The organism is Microbacterium sp. SORGH_AS_0505 (genome assembly GCF_030818715.1).
Lineage (GTDB): Bacteria > Actinomycetota > Actinomycetes > Actinomycetales > Microbacteriaceae > Microbacterium.
In genome coordinates, this window is the sequence record NZ_JAUTAT010000001.1 from 2,069,172 (window position 1) to 2,089,241 (window position 20,070).

Consider the following 20,070-nt stretch of genomic DNA (forward strand, 5'->3'; position numbering starts at 1 on the left):
GTGTGCCGTCTTCGTTGCCCGACCTGTCCGTCGCTGAACTCCGCATCGTCAAGGCGATCGGCGACGCGGGGTCGGTGACCGCCGCCGCGGCCGCGCTCGGCTACAGCCAGCCGGCGGTCAGCCAGCAGATCCGCCGGCTCGAATCACGTCTGGGCATACCGGTCGTCGAGCGCGTCGGCAGGCGGATGAGGCTCACCGAGGCCGGTCGCATCCTCGCCCGTCACGCTGCGTCGATCACGACGGCTCTCGGCGCCGTCGCCGGTGAGCTCGCCGACCTGAGCGGCGGTCGGACCGGCACCGTCCGCTTGGTCGGATTCCCCTCCGCGTCGCCGACCGTCCTCCCGCGGCTCATGCGACGCCTCTCAGAGACCGACCCCGGCGTCTCGCTCACCTACGTCGAAGCCGAGCCGCCAGAAGCGGTCGCAGCCGTCCGCGCCGACCGTGCCGACATCGCCCTCACGTTCAGCCACCCCGGCGACGGGACCGACGCTCACGGCGACAGCATCCGCGGGCTCGACGCCCGACGGATCGGGGAGGAGGACCTGCTGCTGATCCTGCCCGAGGGGCATCCGCGCGCCTCCGACGTGATCGTCGACATCGAGACCCTCGCCGCGGACGACTGGATCGCAGGATGCCCCCGGTGCCGCAGCCATCTCCTCGACTCGTGCTCTCGTGCGGGCTTCACCCCGCGCATCCGGTTCGAGACCGACAACGTCGCGGCCGTCGAGCAGCTCGTCGCCCAGCGAGTCGGCGTCGCGACGCTCCCGCGGCTCGCCGTCGCATCCTTCCCGCTCGTCGAGGGCATCCTCACGCGACCACTCGCGTCACGCGACAGACGTGAGCTCCACGCCGTGTCCGCGCGCGGCGCGGCGCGGGTGCCGGCCGTCGCGACGGTCCTGCGGCACCTCGCCGATGCGGTCGGAGACATGGCGGCATCCGGCCCTGAAGCGCCCGGCGCCGAAGTAGGGTGAGCCCCATGCATCAGCGCCCCCTCGCCGCGACCGGCCGTTCCGTCTCCACCATCGGCCTCGGCACCTGGCAGTTGGGAGCGGACTGGGGCGACGTCTCCGAAGCAGACGCCCTCGACGTGCTCGCCGCGTCGGTCGAGGCGGGCGTCACCCTCTTCGACACCGCCGACGTGTACGGGGACGGACGCAGCGAATCCCTCATCGGCACGTTCCTGGCCGCGCACCCGGGCCACGATGTGACCGTAGCGACCAAGATGGGCCGCCGCCTCGCGCAGGAGCCTGAGAACTACACCCGTGACAACTTCCGGGCGTGGACGGACAGGTCGCGCTCGAACCTCGGGGTCGACACCCTGGACCTCGTGCAGCTCCACTGCCCGCCGTCCGCCGTCATCGATGCCGACGAGACGTTCGACGCGCTCGACGCCCTCGTCGCCGACGGCGCGATCGCGGCCTACGGCGTCTCCGTGGAAACGTGCGGTCAGGCGCTGTCCGCCATCTCGCGTCCCGGCGTGACCAACGTGCAGATCATCATCAACCCCTTCCGGCTCAAGCCGCTCGACGAGGTGCTGCCCGTTGCGGATGCCGCCGGCGTCGCCGTTTTCGCCCGGGTGCCGCTGGCCTCCGGCCTCCTGAGCGGGAAGTACACCAGCTCGACGTCGTTCGCGGGCAACGACCACCGTTCCTTCAACCGCAACGGTGAGGCGTTCGACCGGGGGGAGACCTTCTCGGGCGTCGACTACGAGACCGGGCTCGTCGCGGCGGACGAGCTCGCCGCCGCCCTCCCCGACGGGGTGTCGCTCCCCGCGGCATCCCTCGCCTGGATCGCGTCCCGTCCCGGCGTCACTTCCGTCATCCCGGGCGCCCGGACGACGGCGCAAGCTCGCAGCAACGCCGCCGCCGGGTCGATCGATCCCGCCGATCTCGAGACCTTCGCGGCCGCGGTCGTCGACGTCTACGACCGCAGGCTCCGCGCCGACATCCACCCCCAGTGGTGAACGCAGGGGTGGGGATGCCGCCCGCCGCCCGGCGCGCGACGCCGCTACCGTGACCACATGATCGTCGACGTCACCGGAGTCCTGTACCGCTGGGAGTCGCGGAGGGACGACTGGTACTTCATCCCGCTGCCCGAAGAGGTGAGCGCCGATATCCGCGAGGTGCCGCGTCCGGGGCGTGGGTTCGGATCGATCCCCGTGGAGGTGACCATCGGCTCCTCTCGGTGGCGGACGTCGATCTTCCCTGACGCCGGCCGCGGGGTGTACGTGCTCCCGCTGAAACGGTCGGTGCGCGAGCGGGAGGGCATCTCCGACGGCGACGCGGTCCGTGCTCGCCTCGACGTGTTCGACGGCTGAGCCGATGCTCGGCCTGCTCACCGAGGCGCCCAGCCCTGTCGCGCTCGTCGCCGTTGCGCTCGCTTACGCCTGGCTCCTCGTCGTGTCGATCGCTCTGGCCCTGATCGACGCGCGAACGCATCGTCTGCCCAACGCCTGGGTCCTACCCGGGTACCCCGTGCTCGGCGGACTGCTGGCGATCGCGTGTCTGGCGGGCGCGCCGTGGTCGTCCCTGCTGCGCGCAGCGGTCGGAGGCGCGGTCCTGTTCGCGTTCTATCTGCTGCTCCGCGCTGCGGGTGGGGGTATGGGCGGGGGAGACGTGAAGCTCGCGGGCGTCCTCGGCATCGCACTCGGATGGGCGGGCTGGTCGGCGCTCGCCGTGGGCGCCTTCGCCGGCTTCGTCTTCGGCGGTCTGTACGGAGTGATCCTTCTCGCGACGCGGAGGGCCGGCCGGCGCACCGCCGTCGCCTTCGGGCCGTGGATGCTGCTCGGCGCCTGGACGGGCATCGTGTTCGGCGGAGCGATCGCCGACCGCGTCGGGCTCTGAGCCGGCGGATGCCAGATCCCCCGTCGCGGCGCAAGGGTCTCCGACCGGCATCCCTCCGTCAGTAGCGTGAGGGGATGGCCGACCGTACGAAGACCCCGCTCGTCCCGCGCCTGATCGCGAAGGCACTGTCCTGGCGGATCGTGCGCGCGTACCTGCGGTACAGCGAGCGTCGCGGTCCCCTCCTCGCCGACAGCGTCACCTACCGCACCCTCTTCAGCGTGTTCGCCGGCGTCCTGCTGGGCTTCTCGGTGGCGGCGCTGTGGCTCGCGGGGAACCCGCAGGCGTGGCAGGGCCTCATCGACGCCGTCGACAGCGTCATCCCCGGCCTCGTCGGCGAGGACGGCATCATCAAACCCGAGAGCCTCAGCCAGCCGGTCGCGTTCTCCCTCGCGGGCGCGGTGTCGCTCGTGGGTCTGGTGATGGCGGCCATCGGGGCGATCGGATCGCTCCGGACGGCCCTGCGCACCCTCGCCGACAAAGTGCACGACGACACGCTCTTCTTCATCGTCCTCGCGCGGAACCTGGTCCTCGCCATCGTGATCGGCGCGGGGCTCGCCGCCGCCGCCGTGGCGACGGTCCTCGGCACGGCGGGAGTGGGGCTCGTCTCGGAGTTCGTCGGGGTGTCCGCCGACAGTCCCCTCACCGTGGGAATCAGCGCCGGGGTCGGCATCCTCGTCACCTTCATCCTCGACACCGTCGTCGTCGCCCTCCTCTTCCGCACGCTGTCGGGGGTGCGCGCCCCCGCCCGCGCCCTCTGGGTCGGCGCGCTCATCGGCGGGTTCGGGCTCACCGTCCTGCAGCAGTTGTCGAGCCTGTTCGTGGGCGGCGCGGGGTCCAACCCGCTGCTGGCCTCGTTCGCCACGCTCATCGCCCTGCTCCTGTGGATCAACCTGTCGTGCCAGGTGATCCTCATCGCCTCGTCCTACATCGTCGCCGCGACGCTGGAGAGCGAGGATCGCGTGCGACGGGTCCACGGAGCGACGACCCTCATCGAGCGCCGCGTGCAGACCGCCGAGGATCAGGTGAAGGCCGCGGCCGACGAGCTCCACGCCGCGCGCGAAGCGCTCGCCGCCGAGCGGGCCGGGTGAGGCCCGGCGTCACGACCGCATCACCGCTGTGTGAACTCTGACGCATCCACTCGATGCCGCCGTGCGGGGTGTGTACCGTCGAAGCGTGAAGAACCAGCGCCTTCAACCGAGTCACCCCATCGCCCTCGCCCCCGTCCAGGCACCCGAGCCCACGGTCGACGGTTTCGTGACGCAGTTCCTCCGCAACCTCAACAACGGCCGTGGGGTCGCCCTGTCGACGTCGACGGCGAACGATCGCTACTTCGCGCTGGCCGCCACGGTCCGTGACTACCTCATGGCCCGCTGGCTCGAGGACGTCCGCCGTCAGCGCACGATCCAGTCCAAGGGCGTCGCCTACCTGTCGGCGGAGTACCTGCTCGGTCGCCAGCTCGACAACAACCTGCTCGCGACGGGCCTCACCGACATCGCCGATGAAGCGCTCGTGGCGTGCGGCCTCGATCTCGAGGATGTCCGCGCGATGGAGGTCGAGCCCGGGCTCGGCAACGGCGGCCTGGGACGGCTCGCCGCGTGCTTCATCGACTCGCTCGCGACCCTCGGCGTCCCGAGCGTGGGCTACGGCATCCGTTACGAATACGGCATCTTCCGGCAGACGTTCGTCGACGGGGAGCAGGTCGAGCAGGCCGACTCGTGGCTCGCGCTCGGCTCGCCCTGGGAGTTCCCGCATCCCGAGGCCGCGCAGACGATCTCGTTCGGCGGCTACACCGAGACGTACGACGACGGGGGAATCGAACGGACCCGGTGGGAGCCGGCGTGGAACGTCCTCGCCGTCCCCTACAACTACATGGTCCCCGGCTATCACAACGGCCGCGTCAACACGCTCCGGCTCTGGAGTGCGCAGGCCACGCAGGGCTTCGATCTCCGCGTGTTCAACGCGGGCGACTACCAGGAGGCCGTCCGCGCGCAGACCTACGCCGAGAACATCTCGAAGGTGCTCTACCCCGAGGACTCCACGCCGCAGGGCAAGGAGCTGCGGCTGCAGCAGCAGTACTTCTTCGTCGCGGCATCCATCAGCGACTTTGTGAACCTCATCCTGCCGGCAGACTTCGACCTCGCGAACCTCCCCGACCGCGTCATCTTCCAGCTCAACGACACGCACCCCGTCATCGGCGTGCCCGAGCTCATGCGCGTCCTCGTGGACGAGAAGAAGCTCGAATGGGATGCCGCGTGGCAGATCACGCAGCAGTGTTTCGCCTACACGTGCCACACCCTTCTGCCCGAAGCGCTCGAGGTGTGGCCGGCGGACCTGCTGGGCCGGCTGCTGCCCCGGCACCTCGAGATCATCTACCGCATCAACGACGAGTTCCTCGAGGAGGTCCGCGACCGGTTCGGTGACGACGCGGAGCGGATCCGGCGGATGTCGATCGTTTCGCCCGACGGTGCGATCCGGATGGCGTACCTCGCCACGGTCGCCGGATCGAAGGTGAACGGCGTCGCGGAGCTCCACTCGCAGCTGCTGCGCGAGAAGGTGCTGCCGGACTTCGACGAGTTCTACCCCGGCAAGTTCACCAACGTCACGAACGGAGTGACGCCGCGCCGCTTCGTGCGTCTCGCGAACCCCGGGCTCTCGCGGCTCATCACCGACACGATCGGTGCCGGCTGGCTCACGGACCTCGACCGGCTGCGCGAACTCGAGGAGTACGCAGACGACGCCGAGTTCCGCTCCGCCTTCCGGGCCGTCAAGGCCGCGAACAAGCGGACCCTCGCACGGACTCTGGCCGAGCGCGACGGGCTGACGGTCGCCGATGATCATCTGCTCGACGTCATGGTCAAGCGGCTGCACGAGTACAAGCGTCAGACGCTCAAGCTCCTGCACATCATCACGGAGTACGACGCCATCGCCTCGGGACGGGTCACGGCCGATCAGGTGACGCCCCGGACGTTCGTGTTCGGCGCCAAGGCAGCGCCCGGGTATGCGATGGCCAAGCGGATCATCCATCTCATCAACGCGGTCGGCTCGGTCGTCAACGACGACCCGCGCGTCGAGGGGCGCCTCGCGGTACTGTTCCCGCCCAACTACAACGTCACCCTCGCCGAGCGCGTCGTCCCCGCCGCCGATCTTTCGGAGCAGATCTCGCTCGCCGGAAAGGAGGCGTCGGGAACAGGCAACATGAAGTTCGCTCTCAACGGCGCGCTCACGATCGGCACCGACGACGGCGCCAACGTCGAGATCCGCGAACTCGTCGGCGACGACAACTTCTTCCTCTTCGGTATGGCCGAGCCCGAGGTCGCCGATCTCCAGACGCGCGGGTACCACCCGATCGATTTCGTCCGCGCGGACGAGAATCTGTCCCGCGCGCTCGATCTCATCTCCTCTGGGACGTTCTCCGGCGGTGATGCATCCGTCTTCGAGCCTGTCGTGTCGAATCTGATCCATCACGACCCGTTCATGGCGTTGGCGGACTACACCGATTACATCGCGGCCCAGAAGCGCGTCGACGCCCTCTACGCGGACCAGGATGCTTGGACGCGCGCCGCGATCCTGAACGTCGCGCGGTGCGGCTTCTTCTCGTCGGACCGGTCCATGCGCGACTACATCGACCGCATCTGGCACACTCCGCCGATCGTCTGAGCCCGGTGGATATCACCGGCTCGGCGCGCTGACAAGGCATCCCGGGCCGGTGCGCTCCCGCGATTAGAGTCGGATCCGGAGGTACAACTATGGCTATTGCACGACTTCACGGCGGCCCGCTCGACGGCCAGGTCATCCCGCTCGAGGAAGACACGGATCGACTGATCCTGCCCTACAGCGAGACGCAGATCACCTACGAGCGATCGGGCGCCGACGAGAACACGGGGGAGGGCGACGGCCCGACATCCGCGGACTTCCACTTCGTCGCCTCGCAGGACGACATCGACCCGTCCGCAGACGAGCGCGACGACCGATCGACCCTTGACGACTGAGCCGGAGCACTCGCTCGAGATCGAGCGCACCTATGACGTCGACGCCGGGACGCCTCTGCCCGATTGGGCACGGCTTCCCGGCGTCGCCGTCGTCGGCGCGCCCGAGCCGCGCGAACTCGACGCCCACTACCTCGACACGGCGGAGGGCTCGCTCGGTCGGGCTCGTGTCGCCCTGCGTCGCCGCAGCGGCGGCCCGGACGAGGGGTGGCACATCAAGCGGGTGACGCCCGAGGGCAAGGCCGAGTCCCGGTGGCCCCTCGACGACGGCGACCCCGAGAACATCGTCGTCCCGCCGGCGATCGAGAGTGTCCTCGCCGAGATCGCCGATCCGCCGTTCGCACCCCTTGCGCGGATCCGGAACTCCCGGACGGCCTACGCCCTGCTCGACACCGCCGGCGGGCTCCTCGCCGAGTTCGTCGACGACCGCGTCACCGCGACGGATGTGCGCCGGGGCGTCGACACCACCTGGCGCGAGTGGGAGCTCGAGCTGGGGCCCGCGGCGCCGACGGATGCCGCTGCCCGCGACGCGCTCTTCGATGCGGCGGACCTGCTGGTCCGTGCCGTGGGGGGAGAGGTCTCGACGTCGGGGTCCAAGCTCGAACGCGCCCTCGGGCTCTGACCGCAGCGTTCGTTAACGCACTGACGCCGCCCCCGGCTTCGTTCGGGGCGGCGTCAGTCGTGTTCGCCAGATTACTGAAGACCCATGCGTTCCGATAGGTCTCCCGCGGCGATCAGAGGTTGATCATGTGGCCGGCGAGGCCGTGGAATGCCTCCTGCAGGCCCTCCGAGAGCGTGGGGTGCGTGTGCACGTTGCGCGCCGCTTCGAGGGCGGTGAGGTCCCACTTCTGCGCGAGCGTGAGCTCGGGGAGGAGTTCCGACACGTCGGGGCCGATGAGGTGGCCACCGAGCAGCTCGAGGTGCTCGGCATCCGCGATCAGCTTCACGAAGCCGACCGGCTCACCCAGGCCGTTGGCCTTGCCGTTGGCCGAGAACGGGAACTTCGCGACCTTGACGTCGTATCCGGCGTCGCGGGCCTGCTGCTCGGTGAGTCCGAACGAGGCGACCTGCGGCGAGCAGAACGTCGCGCGGGGCATGTTGCGGTAGTCGCCGAGCGTCTGGGTCTCCGCCTTGCCGATGGTCTCGGCGGCGACGACGCCCTGCGCCTCGGCCACGTGGGCGAGCTGCAGCTTCGCGGTGACGTCGCCGATGGCGTAGACGCCCTCGACGTTGGTGCGCATGTAGTCGTCGATCTCGATCGCGCCGCGCTCGGTGAGCTTCACGCCGGTCTTGTCGAGACCGAAGCCCTCGACGCGGGGAGCGAAGCCGATCGACATGAGGACCTTGTCAGCCTCGATCTCACCCTTCGCGCCGTCGGCGTTCGCCGAGTACGACACGGTGACCTTGTCGCCGGAGTCGACCACGGACTCGACCTTGGTCGAGGTCAGGATGTCGATGCCGTACTTCTTGTACTGACGCTGGATCTCCTTCGAGATCTCGACGTCCTCGTTGGGCAGTGCGCGATCGAGGAACTCGATGATCGTGACCTTCACGCCGTAGTTGCTCATGAAGAACGCGAACTCCATGCCGATGGCACCGGCGCCCACGATGACGATCGAGCTCGGAAGCTCACGGGTGAGGATCTGCTCCTCGTAGGTGACGACGTTCTCGCTCAGGGTGACGCCCGGGAGCAGACGCACGGTCGAGCCGGTCGAGATGATGACGTTGTCGGCGGAGACTGTCTCGGTCGAGCCGTCCGCCTTCGTGACCTCGATGGTCTTCGCGTCGACGAAGGAGCCGCGGCCCTCGTACTCGGTCACCTCGTTCTTCTTCATCAGGAAGTGGATGCCCTTGACGTGGGTGTCGGCGACCTTGCGGCTGCGATCCCACGCGACCCCGAAGTCGAAGTTCACGTCACCGCTGATGCCGAAGAGGTCGGCCTTGTGCGTGAAGGTGTGCGCGAGGTCGGCGTTCTTCAGAAGCGCCTTGGAGGGGATGCAGCCGACGTTGAGGCAGACACCGCCCCAGTACTTCTCTTCGATGATGGCGGTGGACAGTCCGAGCTGTGCCGAGCGGACGGCCGCGACATAGCCGCCGGGGCCGGCACCGAGGATGACGACGTCGTAGTGAGGCATGCCCCCAGCCTAGTCCGCCGCGGGTGCCCTCACTCCTTCGTGGCACCCCGTCGACCACGGACGATCGCGACCGCGATGACGACGCCGACGGCCGTGAAGATGATCGCGCCACCGACCGCGTACGGAACGGCGTTGAAGCCCTCGGAAGACCCTTCCGCCTGCTCGGCGAGGGTCTCACCGCACTGCTCGACCGCCGAGACCTTGCCGTCCTCCCCGACCGAGAACGTGTACTCGTCCGAGATCGGGTGGCCGTCGCTGGACACCACCCGCCACTGCACGAGGACGGCGCCCTCGACCGGGCCGCTGATCGCTTGCGAGACGGTGTTGCCGTCGACCGTCGGCTCGCCGGCCGCGATCGCCGAGCAGGCCTCGTCGTAGACGGCGAACTGCGTCGCGCCGGGTTCGGTCGACGGCGCGTCGCTGAACGTGAGGGTGATGCTGTCCGGGGTGGTGCCCGCGATCTCGTCCGCCTTCGGGTCCGACGAGAGCAGTTCGTCGTGAGCGGATGCCGCGGGTGCCGGAGCGAGCAGGAGGAGGGCGGCGACCGTCGCGGCGACGACACCCGCGCGCCGCGAGGTGAGGCGTGTGGTGAAGAACATGCGCGTGAGGCTAGTCCGCGAGCCGCCGCCGTCCGCAGGCCTGTCGTGGGAGGCGAGACGCCGCTACTATGCGGCGGTCGGGGACTCCTCCTTGTGCCCCGGGCTCTGCGTGCGCGAGGCTACGCAGGCGGGGTCGCGATCGTCGCCCGGACGAGACGCGGGAAACACCGTCGGCGTGCGCCGATCCCTGGTGCGCGGCCACCGGGAGCGTGACCGATCGGTTACTGTGGAAGAAGGAGGACATCGTGGACGACACTCAGCGACCGAACGGCGACATCCATCGCGGTGCCGAGACGTCGGCGCACCCGCGGCTCGTGGACTCGACGCAGACCTTCGGGCACGACTCCGACCTCTCTTTCGTGCCGTTCGGCGCCGAACTGACGGCCGCCGAGGTCGAGGCGATCAACGCCCTGCCGGCACGAGCGGCCCTCCTCATCGTGCGTTCCGGCCCGACGGCAGGGGCACGCTATCTGCTCGACACCGACGTGACGACCGTCGGGCGTCATCCTGAGGCCGACATCTTCTTCGACGACGTCACCGTGTCGCGCCGTCACGCCGAGATCACCCGCACCGGAGCGACGTTCGAGCTGATCGATCAGCGCTCGCTCAACGGGACGTACGTGAACGGCGAGCGCGTGGATCGCGCCACGCTCACCGACGGCGCGGAGGTTCGGGTCGGCAAGTTCCGCCTGAACTTCTTCATCGCACCCGCCGAGCGGGCGATCAGCGCGTGAGTTCGGCCGCCGCCACCCGGGGACGAGCTGCGTCCTCGGGGTCATTGAGCATTGGTCAGGTCCTCGCCCGGTTGAGTCCGGAGTTCCCCGCCCTCACCGCCAGCAAGCTCCGCTTCCTCGAGGTGCAGGGCATCGTCACTCCCGTCCGGACGGACTCCGGCTACCGGAAGTTCTCCTCTGCCGACGTCGAGCGCCTGCGCACCGCCCTGACGATGCAGCGCGACTTCGGCATCCCGCTGGCGCGCATCCGCGAATACCTCGAGGAGCACGGCGACGAGGCGTCCCCGGCACCGCCGGCATCGATCGTCCAGACGTCCCGGCGCTACCGACGGGATGAACTCATCACCGCAGCCGGTGCCACCGCGACGCTGATGAACGAGGCGGTCTCCGCAGGCCTGATCGGCCCGTCCGACTCGTTCGATGAGCGAGCACTCGGCATCCTCCGTTCCCTGGTCGCTCTGAACGCCCACGGAATCCAGCCCCGCCACGTGCGCACGATCCGTCAGAGCGTGGAACGCGAGGTCTCTCTCATCGAGAGCGCCATCGCTCCGCTCCTGCGTCGGACGGACGCCGGATCGCGCGCGCAGGCGAGCGAGACGGCCCCGGAACTCGCGCGTCGGCTGGAGGAGATCCGCCAGGTCTTCGTCAGCGCCGCGCTCGAACGCCTGACGCCGTGACCGACCTCCGCGACACGCCGACACCCGCGAGCCGGATGTCGTTGCCGGAGGCCGTTCCCTCCTTTAGCGTGGAACCACCACTCACCTGCAGGAGGCCTCGATGACCGCGCACGACGCGCTGGGCGAGCAGAAGTTCTCGACGGAGCTCCTGTTCACCGACGGCCTCCCCGAGATGGACGATGAAGTCGGTTACCGCGGTGCCCAGGCGGCACGGGCCGCCGGCATCACTTACCGTCAGCTCGACTACTGGGCGCGCACCGAGCTCGTCGAACCCACCGTCCGCGGTGCGAGCGGTTCCGGGTCGCAGCGGCTCTACGGCTTCCGTGACATCCTCGTCCTCAAGCTGGTCAAGCGTCTGCTCGACACCGGCATCTCGCTTCAGCAGATCCGCATCGCCGTCGACCAGCTCCGCGCCGCGGGCATCCGCGACCTCGCGGGGACGACCCTCATGAGCGACGGCGCCTCCGTCTACCTGTGCACGTCGAACGACGAGGTCATCGACCTCGTCAGCCGTGGGCAGGGCGTCTTCGGGATCGCCGTGGGCAAGGTCCTGCGTGAAGTCGAGACCACTCTGGTCGACTTCGACGCGCAGCAGCCCGAGCAGACCGACGAGCTCGCCGCCCGTCGCGCCGCACGCACGGCCTGACGCCGATCCGGATGCCGTGAGGCATCCACTTCCGTACGACTGGCGCGCTCAGGCGGGTGAGGAAGCAGTCCCGGCGACCGGGATGCGGCCCGTTCGGACGATCCGATCCAGGAGCGAGTCGAAGTCGGCTGCGAGCTCCTGCGCGGAGTCACCGGGCCAGATGTGGAGCGGCTTCGCCGCGCCCTGCGCCTGCTGCAGCGATGTGCGCTCCGGGAGCTGAGGGGTGAGGACGAGCGGCCCGAACATGTCACGGAGTTCCTTGATCCGGAACTGGTGCTCGATCGACTGCGGGCGCACCCGGTTCACGACGATGCCGAGGGGCTGGAGCCGGGGAGACAGACCGCGGCGGATCTCTTCGATCGCGCGCAGCGCACGGTCGGCCGCGGCCACCGAGAAGAGTCCTGGTTCGGTGACGACGACGACACGGTCGGATGCCGCCCATGCCGTACGCGTCAGCGCGTTCAGCGACGGCGCGCAGTCGATGAGGACGAGGTCGTAGTCGGCCTCGATGGTCGCGAGTGCCTCTTCGAGCTTCCACACATCGCGGACGCTCGGGTGCGGGCCGTCGAAGTTGATGGCGGACGGGCTGCCGATCATCACGTCGATCGTGCCGGGGTGGACCTTCGCCCACCCGCTCGAGGTGATCGCCTGACGGACGACCTTCTCTTTGGGGTTGGCGAGGACGTCGGCGACGTTGAGTCGCCCGGCGACCTGGATGTCCATGCCCGTCGACACGTCGGACTGCGGGTCCAGGTCGACGACAAGGGTCCGTACCCCGCGCGCGAACGCCGCGGAGGCGAGGCCCAGGGTCACGGTCGTCTTGCCGACGCCACCTTTGAGGGAGCTGACGGAGAGTACGTGCACAAGGCTCAACGTTACCGTCCCCTAGGCTGTGAGGGTACTCAGCCCGTACCTCGGTGGCCCCAGCGCAGCGGCCCCGCACCTGACAGAGGTGAAGAGCATGTTTCGCAAGATTCTGGTCGCCAATCGCGGAGAGATCGCCATCCGCGCATTCCGTGCCGCGTATGAGCTGGGTGCTCGGACCGTGGCCGTCTTCCCCTACGAGGACCGCTACTCGCTGCACAGGCTGAAGGCGGACGAGGCCTACCAGATCGGCGAGGTCGGGCATCCCGTGCGGGCCTACCTCGACGTCGACGAGATCATCCGCGTCGCGCTCGAGTGCGGTGCCGACGCGATCTACCCCGGGTACGGATTCCTGTCCGAGAATCCGGAGCTCTCGGCGAAGGCCGCCGCGCACGGCATCGCCTTCATCGGCCCGTCGTCCACCGTCCTCGAGATGGCGGGCAACAAGGTCACCGCCAAGCAGCGCGCCATCGCCGCGGGCGTTCCAGTGCTCCGATCGACGGACGCTTCCGATGACATCGACGCTCTCATCGCGCAGGCCGGTGAGATCGGCTTCCCGATCTTCGTCAAGGCGGTCGCCGGGGGCGGTGGACGCGGGATGCGGCGCGTCGAGCACCCCGACGCTCTTCCGCCTGCGTTGTCCGAGGCCATGCGCGAAGCCGGCAGCGCCTTCGGCGACGCCCGCGTCTTCCTCGAGCAGGCCGTCCAGCGACCGCGCCACGTCGAGGTGCAGATCCTCGCCGACAAGGCGGGGGAGACGGTGCACCTCTTCGAGCGCGACTGCTCGGTGCAGCGCCGCCACCAGAAGGTCGTCGAGATAGCTCCCGCGCCGAACCTGGCCGACGAGGTCCGTCACCGCCTGCATGCCTACGCCGTCGCCTTCGCCGAATCGATCGGGTACGAGAACGCCGGCACGGTCGAGTTCCTGCTCGAGACGGCGGGACCCCGCACCGGCGAGGTCGTCTTCATCGAGATGAACCCGCGCATCCAGGTCGAGCACACCGTGACCGAGGAAGTGACCGACGTCGACCTCGTGCAGTCGCAAATGCGCATCGCCGCGGGGGAGACGCTCGAGACCCTCGGCCTCCGCCAGGATCAGATCCAGCTGCGTGGCGCCGCACTCCAGTGCCGCATCACCACAGAGGACCCCGCCCACGGCTTCCGTCCCGACACCGGCAAGATCACGACCTACCGGTCCCCGGGCGGCGCCGGCATCCGTCTCGACGGCGGAACGACCGCAGCGGGGTCGCAGATCAGCCCGCACTTCGACTCGATGCTCTCGAAGTTGACCTGCCGCGGCCGCGACTTCGAGGCCGCCGTCGTCCGCTCGCGCCGCGCCCTGGCGGAGTTCCGCATCCGCGGGGTGTCGACCAACATCCCCTTCCTCCAGCGGGTGCTGGACGACCCGGCCTTCGTCGCCGGCGACCTCAGCACGGCATTCATCGACGAGCGTCCCGAGCTCGTCCTCGGACGCGAGTCGAAGGACCGCGGCTCGAAGATCGTGTCCTGGCTCGCCGATGTCACGGTGAACCGCCCCAACGGGGACAGCCCCGTCCAGACCGATCCGAGCGCGAAGCTCCCCGTCGTGGATCTCGACGCCGAACCAGACCCGGGATCGCGACAGCGGCTGCTCGAGCTCGGCCCTCGCGGGTTCGCCGAGGCACTCCGTGCGCAGCCGGGCCTGGCGGTGACGGAGACGACATTCCGCGACGCGCACCAGTCGCTCCTTGCGACGCGGGTGCGGACGAAAGATCTCGTGCGCGTCGCCCCGCACGTCGCGCGGCTCACGCCGCAGCTCCTCTCGGTCGAGGCCTGGGGCGGGGCGACGTACGACGTCGCGCTCCGCTTCTTGGGCGAGGACCCGTGGGAGCGGCTCGACGCACTCCGGGCGGCGCTCCCCAACGTCGCCATCCAGATGCTTCTGCGCGGACGCAACACGGTCGGGTACACGCCCTACCCCACGAAGGTCACCGACGCCTTCGTCGCGGAGGCCGCGGCATCCGGTGTCGACATCTTCCGCATCTTCGACGCGCTCAACGACGTCGCTCAGATGCGCCCCGCCATCGAAGCGGTCCTCTCCACCGACACCGCCGTGGCCGAGGCGGCCGTCTGCTACACCGGCAACCTCCTCGACCCCGCGGAGGACCTCTACACGCTCGACTACTACCTGCGTCTGGCTGAACAGGTCGTCGAGGCCGGTGCCCACATCCTCGCCGTGAAGGACATGGCAGGTCTGCTGCGTCCGGCCGCCGCGACGAAGCTCGTCACGGCTCTGCGCGAGCGCTTCGACCTGCCCGTCCACGTGCACACGCACGACACCGCAGGCGGTCAGCTCGCGACACTCCTCGCTGCCAGTGCCGCAGGCGCGGATGCCGTCGATGCCGCCGCCGCGCCGATGTCGGGCACCACCAGCCAGCCGTCGCTCTCGGCACTCGTCGCTGCGTTGGCCGACACGGACCGCGACACCGGTCTGGATCTGCAGTCGGTCTCGGACCTCGAGCCGTACTGGGAGGCAGTGCGCAACCTCTATGCACCCTTCGAATCGGGCCTGCCGGGGCCCACGGGCCGCGTGTACCACCACGAGATCCCGGGCGGTCAGCTCTCGAACCTCCGGCAGCAGGCCATCGCCCTCGGGCTCTCGGAGGACTTCGAGCTCATCGAGGACATGTACGCCGCGGCGAACCGCATCCTCGGGCGTGTTCCGAAGGTCACACCGTCGTCGAAGGTCGTCGGCGATCTCGCCCTGCACCTCGCGGCGGTGAAGGCCGACCCCGCGGACTTCGAGGCGAACCCCCAGAAGTACGACGTGCCCGATTCGGTCGTCGGCTTCATGGCCGGCGAGCTCGGAGACCTCCCCGGAGGATGGCCCGAGCCGTTCCGTTCCAAGGTCCTCGCGGGCCGCTCCGTCAAGACGGGAGTCACGGAGATCTCCCTCGACGACACGGCCGCCCTCGACGCCGACTCCGCCACGCGCCGCGACAAGCTCAACCGCTTGCTGTTTCCGGCACCGACCAAGGCGTTCCACGAGGTCCGGGAGACCTATGGCGATCTGAGCGCGCTCGACACGATCGACTACCTCTATGGGATGCGTCCGGGCCAGGAGCATGTCGTCGAGATCGAGCGGGGAGTCCAGCTCTACGTCGGCCTCGAGGCCGTCGGCGAGGTCGACGACAAGGGGATGCGGACCGTCATGGCCACCCTCAACGGCCAGCTTCGCCCGGTAGCCGTGCGCGACCGCTCCGTCGCGGTCGAAGCGCGCCAGGCCGAGAAAGCCGACACATCGAAGCCCGGTCAGGTGGCGGCGCCCTTCTCGGGCGTCGTCACGATCAAGACCGACGAGGGGGCGAAGGTGCGAGCCGGGGAGCCCGTGGCATCCATCGAGGCCATGAAGATGGAGGCCGCCATCGCGGCCCCCGTGGACGGCGTCGTCGAGCGTGTCGTGATCGCCGCGACGGCTCAGGTGGAGGCGGGAGACCTTTTGCTCGTCGTCCGTCCTGCGGACTAACCTGGTGCGTCGGGCTTTTCGAGCCCCGAGATCCACCAGGAGTGACCCCCGTGATGCGTGAGCGCGACAACGAGACGTCGGACGACGTCGACAACGGTGTGCTCGAGCGCACCGACAACCTCGAGACGACCGGCATCGGCATCGTCGACGGGACGACCGCGCAGATCGACCTCGCGCTTCCGTCACTCTCGGACGACGACGACGACGACTACGTCGACGATGAGGACTACGTCGATGGCGGGGACGCCGGTCCGGTAGCCGACGACGGTGCGGCCGACGGCATCTCGGTCGCGCACGGTGACGAGACTGCCGCGGACGATCAGCCGATCGCCGGTGCGGAGATCTCCGATGCCGAGGTGTCCCCTGCTGAGGTCATCGCGGAACCCGCCTCGGGCGAGCCAGCCGAAGAGCCGACCGGCGCCGTGTCCGAGGGCGATGTCGTCGACGCCGAGGTCGTCCCGGCCGCGACGACGACCGCCGTGTCCGCGCAGACGGGCTCGACCCGACGCGCCATGCACCACGCCGCCGGCGACAAGCACGCGCTGGAGCGCGTCCGCGGCGCACGGGTCGAGGAGGAGCCGCTGCAGTCGCGGCGCCTCGACCAGCTCGGCGCCGACCGCGAGAGCCCCGAGCTGCTCACCGCCGACCGACTCATCGACCGGTCGCGCGTCGCCGCGTCCGAGCCCGAGGGGCTCTGGCAGCGCCTCGTCTACGGCGCCACCGCGCGCCGCGTCATCCTCGCCGACAGCCCCCGCGTCCGCGCCCGCAAGGAGCTTGACCGTCGCATCTCGGCGCCGCTCACCGGTGGCGCCAAGTTCGTCCCCGTCCTCTCCCGCAAGGGCGGTGTCGGTAAGACGAGCGTCACGACGCTGCTCGGCATGGCCCTCGCCGACGCGCGCGAGGACCGGGTCATCGCCGTCGACGCGAACCCCGATCGCGGCACACTTGCCGAGCGGATCGAGCGAACCAGCGGCAAGACCGTGCGCGACCTCGTCCGATCGCGCGACGAGGTGACGGGTTTCAACGACCTGTCCGCGATCGTCGCGCGCGACGAGACACGACTGGACATCCTGGCCTCCGACGCCGACCCGCATCTGTCGGAGGCATTCAGCGACCGCGATTACCACGACGTCGCCGCCATCGCCGCGCATTACTACTCGATCGTCCTGACCGACAGCGGTACGGGCATCGTCCACTCCGTGATGGATGCGACCCTCGAGCTGGCCGACCAGCTGCTCATCGTGGCCGGTCGTAGCGTCGACGAGGCGAAGCTCGCGTCAGAGACCCTGTCGTGGCTGGAGTCGAACGGCTACGCCGAACTCGCTCGCAGCGCGGTCGTCGTCCTCAACACGTCCCGTCCCGGTGCGAGCCTGGTGCGCCCGAGCGAACTCGAGGCGCATTTCCGCACCCGCGTGCGCGCGGTCGTGTCGATTCCGTATGACGCTCACATCGCGACCGGGGGGCCGATCACGTTCCGGGATCTGTCGGCATCGACGCGGCTCGCGGCGCGTGAACTCGCCGCCGTCGTGGTCGAGGGCTTGCGCCCCGCCGGGGTGGTGCGCTGATGCCGGCCCGCCCGATCCGGATCTTCGGCGACCCGGTCCTTCGGAGCGTGTGCGCCCCGATCGACGAGATCGACGAGGGGGTGCGTCGACTCGTCGCCGACCTCGTCGACTCCGTCGCCGAGCCGGGTCGTGCCGGTGTCGCCGCCCCGCAGATCGGTGTAGGGGTCCGGGCCTTCAGCTACAACGTGGACGGCGTCATCGGATACGTCCTGAATCCCGTCCTCGAGGTCTCCGGCGATCCGGCGCCCACGGGGGAGGGATGCCTGTCCGTCCCCGGTCTCTGGCATGACGCGATCCGGCACCCGTGGGCGCGGGTCACGGGCATGGACCTCAGCGGCGACGAGATCGTCATCGAGGGGGAGGGGCTGCTCGCACAGGCGCTCCAGCACGAGTGCGACCACCTCGAGGGCATGCTGTACCTCGACCGCCTTCCGAAGGATGTCCGCCGACAGGCCATGCGCGAGGTGCGGGAGTCCGACTGGTTCTGACCGCTGATTGAGAGAAGGCCCCGGCTCGCCGGGGCCTTCTCTCATTCGGTTCAGTTGCCGAGCGAGATGTTCGTCGTCGAGACGTTCGCCTGGTAGAGCTCGTCGATGTCGGCAGCGAAGTCCGACAGGATGACGTTCCGCTTGATGCTCATCTTCGGCGTCAGATGACCGGATGCCTCGGTCCACTCGGTGTCCAGGATCACGAACTTGCGGATCGACTCCGCTCGCGACACCGACGCGTTGGCGCGGTCCACCGCGCTCTGCACCTCGGCGAGGACCTTCGGGTGGGCGATGACCTGCGACATCGGCATGTCGGACGAGAGGCCGTTGTTCGACATCCACGTCGGCAGCATCTCGCGGTCGAGGGTGACGAGCGCTCCGATGAACGGCTTCTGATCGCCCACGACGACGACCTGACCGACGATCGGGTTCGCGCGGATCGGGTCCTCGAGCACCGCAGGCGCGACGTTCTTCCCGCCCGCGGTGACGATGATCTCCTTCTTGCGGCCCGTGATCGTGAGGTATCCCTCGGAGTCGAACGTCCCGATGTCCCCGGTGCGGAACCACCCGTCGTCGAACGCTTCGGCGGTCGCCTCGGGGTTGCGCCAGTACTCCTTGAACACGTTGATTCCGCGGACCTCGATCTCGCCGTCGTCAGCCAGACGTACGCCCACGCCGGGGAGAGCGGGACCGACGGTGCCGATCTTCGACTTCGTGGCGAGGTTGACGGTCGCGGGAGCGGTCGTCTCGGTCAGGCCGTATCCCTCGAGGATCTGTACGCCGAGGCTGTGGAAGAAGTGGCCGAGGCGCGACCCGAGAGGCGCGGATCCCGACACGGCGTGCTGGACACGGCCGCCCATGGCGGTGCGCAGCTTGCTGTAGACGAGCCGGTCGAACAGGGCGAACTTGATCTTCATGCCGATCGGGATCTTCTCGCCGTCCTGCAGGCGACGCGAGTGCTCGACAGCCACAGCTGCGGCGGCGCGGAAGATCTTGCCCTTGCCGCCGGCCTCGGCCTTCTGCTCGGCGGAGTTGTAGACCTTCTCGAACACACGGGGCACGGCGAGGAGGTACGTCGGCTTGAACGACCCGAGTCCGGCGAGGAGTTTCGTGGTGTCGGGCTCGTGGCCCGTCTTGACGCCGCCGTGGATGTTGAGGATGGAGATGAACCGCGCGAACACGTGCGCGAGCGGGAGGAACAGCAGCGTCGAGGCTCCCGGCTGTTGGACGACCTCGTGGAGCGCCCTGGCGGAGTTGCGCGAGAGCTCGACGAAGTTCTTGTGCGTGAGGACGCACCCCTTCGGTCGGCCGGTCGACCCGGACGTGTAGATCAGGGTCGCGATGTCGTCGGAGTTCGCGAGGTTCCGGCGGCGTTCGATCTCCTCGTCGCTGATGGACGACCCGTTCTTGCGCAGCGTGTCGAGGTCGCCGGACTGCATCGTCCAGACCTCGCGCAGGAGAGGTACCTCGGAGCGGATCTCCGCGACGCGATCCGCGTGCACGTCGCTCTCGACCACGATGGCGATGGCCCCGGAGTCGCTGAGGATCCAGTTGATCTGCGACGGCGAGCTCGTCTCGTAGACGGGCACCATGACGGCCCCCGCGAAGAAGAGGGCGAAATCGACGAGCGTCCAGTTGTACGTGGTCCGCGCGAGGAACGCGACCTTGTCGCCGGGCTGGATGCCGCTCGCGGCGAACCCCTTCGCCAGCGCGAGGACCTCGCGGTGGAATTCCGCGGCCGTGATGTCACGCCAGGCGTCCCCGTCGGGGACCGCGAAGAGGGCCAGCGAGGGAGTCGCCTTCACCCGCTCCACGAGGATGTCTGAGGTGTTCGCGGTCGGATCCGCGGGCACTACAGCGGGGACGTCGAATTGTACGGCGCTCATGGGCGGCAACTCCTTCGGTACCGGGTGGCGTCAGGTGCGACCGAGTCTAGGGCATCGTGATCCTCGATCCCGCGGCGGCAGCGGGATGCGCCGCCCCATTAGACTCACGGATGCCGTGCGGCCTCGCACGCGCGGAGAGGAG

The 20,070-nt window shown here is 69.2% G+C and carries 18 protein-coding genes; 14 read left to right on the forward strand and 4 right to left on the reverse strand.

The window, feature by feature from the left end:
* Positions 1-2: 2 nt before the first annotated feature.
* The 8 genes from QE428_RS10185 (at position 3) to QE428_RS10220 (ending at position 7,451) form a co-directional block, all read left to right on the forward strand.
* Positions 3-971: a LysR substrate-binding domain-containing protein gene (locus QE428_RS10185; protein ID WP_307468739.1), complete on the forward strand. Its 969-nt coding sequence runs from the start codon at positions 3-5 to the stop codon at positions 969-971.
* 5 nt (positions 972-976) lie between these two features.
* Positions 977-1,963, forward strand: coding sequence for an aldo/keto reductase (locus QE428_RS10190; protein WP_307468742.1), 987 nt, complete (start codon positions 977-979; stop codon positions 1,961-1,963).
* A gap of 57 nt (positions 1,964-2,020) precedes the next feature.
* Positions 2,021-2,317 (forward strand): DUF1905 domain-containing protein, encoded by a 297-nt coding sequence (locus QE428_RS10195; protein ID WP_133399420.1) that lies wholly within the window; start codon positions 2,021-2,023, stop codon positions 2,315-2,317.
* A 4-nt stretch (positions 2,318-2,321) separates the two neighbouring features.
* A complete protein-coding gene (locus QE428_RS10200; protein WP_307468746.1) occupies positions 2,322-2,843 on the forward strand; it encodes an A24 family peptidase in 522 nt (173 codons plus the stop codon).
* Positions 2,844-2,917: 74 nt separating this feature from the next.
* The gene (locus QE428_RS10205; protein WP_133399422.1) at positions 2,918-3,931 is read left to right on the forward strand and encodes a YihY/virulence factor BrkB family protein; all 1,014 of its coding nucleotides are present in this window, start codon (positions 2,918-2,920) and stop codon (positions 3,929-3,931) included.
* A gap of 85 nt (positions 3,932-4,016) precedes the next feature.
* Complete coding sequence (locus QE428_RS10210) at positions 4,017-6,500, forward strand: glycogen/starch/alpha-glucan phosphorylase (protein WP_307468749.1); 2,484 nt, start codon at positions 4,017-4,019, stop codon at positions 6,498-6,500.
* A gap of 89 nt (positions 6,501-6,589) precedes the next feature.
* Complete coding sequence (locus QE428_RS10215; protein ID WP_091352663.1) at positions 6,590-6,832, forward strand: response regulator; 243 nt, start codon at positions 6,590-6,592, stop codon at positions 6,830-6,832.
* Positions 6,822-7,451, forward strand: a complete 630-nt coding sequence (locus QE428_RS10220; protein ID WP_307468753.1) for a CYTH domain-containing protein — start codon at positions 6,822-6,824, stop codon at positions 7,449-7,451. Before QE428_RS10215 ends, QE428_RS10220 begins: the two co-directional genes overlap by 11 nt.
* Positions 7,452-7,563: 112 nt before the next feature.
* Here QE428_RS10220 and lpdA read toward each other — a convergent pair whose 3' ends face one another.
* Together lpdA and QE428_RS10230 are read right to left on the reverse strand one after the other, a co-directional pair.
* Positions 7,564-8,964 (reverse strand): dihydrolipoyl dehydrogenase, encoded by a 1,401-nt coding sequence (gene lpdA, locus QE428_RS10225; protein WP_307468756.1) that lies wholly within the window; start codon positions 8,962-8,964, stop codon positions 7,564-7,566.
* 29 nt (positions 8,965-8,993) lie between these two features.
* Entirely contained in the window at positions 8,994-9,563 is a 570-nt protein-coding gene (locus tag QE428_RS10230) for a copper resistance CopC family protein (protein WP_307468758.1), read from the reverse strand.
* Between the two features lie 245 nt (positions 9,564-9,808).
* Between QE428_RS10230 and QE428_RS10235 the strand changes: the two genes are divergently transcribed.
* From QE428_RS10235 to QE428_RS10245, 3 genes are all read left to right on the forward strand, one after another.
* On the forward strand, positions 9,809-10,297 hold the full coding sequence (locus QE428_RS10235; RefSeq protein WP_065572210.1) for an FHA domain-containing protein: 489 nt from the start codon (positions 9,809-9,811) through the stop codon (positions 10,295-10,297).
* A complete protein-coding gene (locus tag QE428_RS10240) occupies positions 10,294-10,974 on the forward strand; it encodes a MerR family transcriptional regulator (protein ID WP_231916557.1) in 681 nt (226 codons plus the stop codon). Before QE428_RS10235 ends, QE428_RS10240 begins: the two co-directional genes overlap by 4 nt.
* A gap of 100 nt (positions 10,975-11,074) precedes the next feature.
* Positions 11,075-11,620: a MerR family transcriptional regulator gene (locus QE428_RS10245; protein ID WP_091352680.1), complete on the forward strand. Its 546-nt coding sequence runs from the start codon at positions 11,075-11,077 to the stop codon at positions 11,618-11,620.
* 48 nt (positions 11,621-11,668) lie between these two features.
* Here the strand turns inward: QE428_RS10245 and QE428_RS10250 are convergent, their stop codons facing one another.
* Positions 11,669-12,484, reverse strand: coding sequence for a ParA family protein (locus tag QE428_RS10250; RefSeq protein WP_091352683.1), 816 nt, complete (start codon positions 12,482-12,484; stop codon positions 11,669-11,671).
* Positions 12,485-12,581: 97 nt separating this feature from the next.
* Here QE428_RS10250 and QE428_RS10255 point away from each other — a divergent pair, with 97 nt between their 5' ends.
* From QE428_RS10255 to QE428_RS10265, 3 genes are read left to right on the forward strand one after another with little or no spacing between them, the layout of a single operon-like run.
* Positions 12,582-15,989 (forward strand): pyruvate carboxylase, encoded by a 3,408-nt coding sequence (locus QE428_RS10255; RefSeq protein WP_307468764.1) that lies wholly within the window; start codon positions 12,582-12,584, stop codon positions 15,987-15,989.
* Between the two features lie 53 nt (positions 15,990-16,042).
* Complete coding sequence (locus tag QE428_RS10260; RefSeq protein WP_307470718.1) at positions 16,043-17,554, forward strand: MinD/ParA family protein; 1,512 nt, start codon at positions 16,043-16,045, stop codon at positions 17,552-17,554.
* Positions 17,554-18,042 (forward strand): peptide deformylase, encoded by a 489-nt coding sequence (locus QE428_RS10265; protein WP_307468767.1) that lies wholly within the window; start codon positions 17,554-17,556, stop codon positions 18,040-18,042. The genes QE428_RS10260 and QE428_RS10265 overlap by 1 nt, the downstream gene beginning before the upstream one ends.
* Positions 18,043-18,092: 50 nt before the next feature.
* On the opposite strand, the gene QE428_RS10270 is transcribed toward QE428_RS10265, so the two are convergent.
* Positions 18,093-19,928 carry a long-chain fatty acid--CoA ligase gene (locus QE428_RS10270; RefSeq protein WP_307468770.1) on the reverse strand — a complete coding sequence of 612 codons (1,836 nt, stop codon included), beginning with the start codon at positions 19,926-19,928 and terminating at the stop codon, positions 18,093-18,095.
* Positions 19,929-20,070 lie beyond the last annotated feature (142 nt).

Bases quoted from the DNA above. Each gene is read 5' to 3' on its own strand.
- QE428_RS10190 (WP_307468742.1), top strand. From the start codon at position 977: ATGCATCAGCGCCCCCTCGCCGCGACCGGCCGTTCCGTCTCCACCATC.
- QE428_RS10195 (WP_133399420.1), top strand. From the start codon at position 2,021: ATGATCGTCGACGTCACCGGAGTCCTGTACCGCTGGGAGTCGCGGAGG.
- QE428_RS10200 (WP_307468746.1), top strand. From the start codon at position 2,322: ATGCTCGGCCTGCTCACCGAGGCGCCCAGCCCTGTCGCGCTCGTCGCC.
- QE428_RS10205 (WP_133399422.1), top strand. From the start codon at position 2,918: ATGGCCGACCGTACGAAGACCCCGCTCGTCCCGCGCCTGATCGCGAAG.
- QE428_RS10215 (WP_091352663.1), top strand. From the start codon at position 6,590: ATGGCTATTGCACGACTTCACGGCGGCCCGCTCGACGGCCAGGTCATC.
- lpdA (WP_307468756.1), bottom strand. From the start codon at position 8,964: ATGCCTCACTACGACGTCGTCATCCTCGGTGCCGGCCCCGGCGGCTAT.
- QE428_RS10230 (WP_307468758.1), bottom strand. From the start codon at position 9,563: ATGTTCTTCACCACACGCCTCACCTCGCGGCGCGCGGGTGTCGTCGCC.
- QE428_RS10245 (WP_091352680.1), top strand. From the start codon at position 11,075: ATGACCGCGCACGACGCGCTGGGCGAGCAGAAGTTCTCGACGGAGCTC.
- QE428_RS10255 (WP_307468764.1), top strand. From the start codon at position 12,582: ATGTTTCGCAAGATTCTGGTCGCCAATCGCGGAGAGATCGCCATCCGC.
- QE428_RS10260 (WP_307470718.1), top strand. From the start codon at position 16,043: ATGCGTGAGCGCGACAACGAGACGTCGGACGACGTCGACAACGGTGTG.
- QE428_RS10265 (WP_307468767.1), top strand. From the start codon at position 17,554: ATGCCGGCCCGCCCGATCCGGATCTTCGGCGACCCGGTCCTTCGGAGC.
- QE428_RS10270 (WP_307468770.1), bottom strand. From the start codon at position 19,928: ATGAGCGCCGTACAATTCGACGTCCCCGCTGTAGTGCCCGCGGATCCG.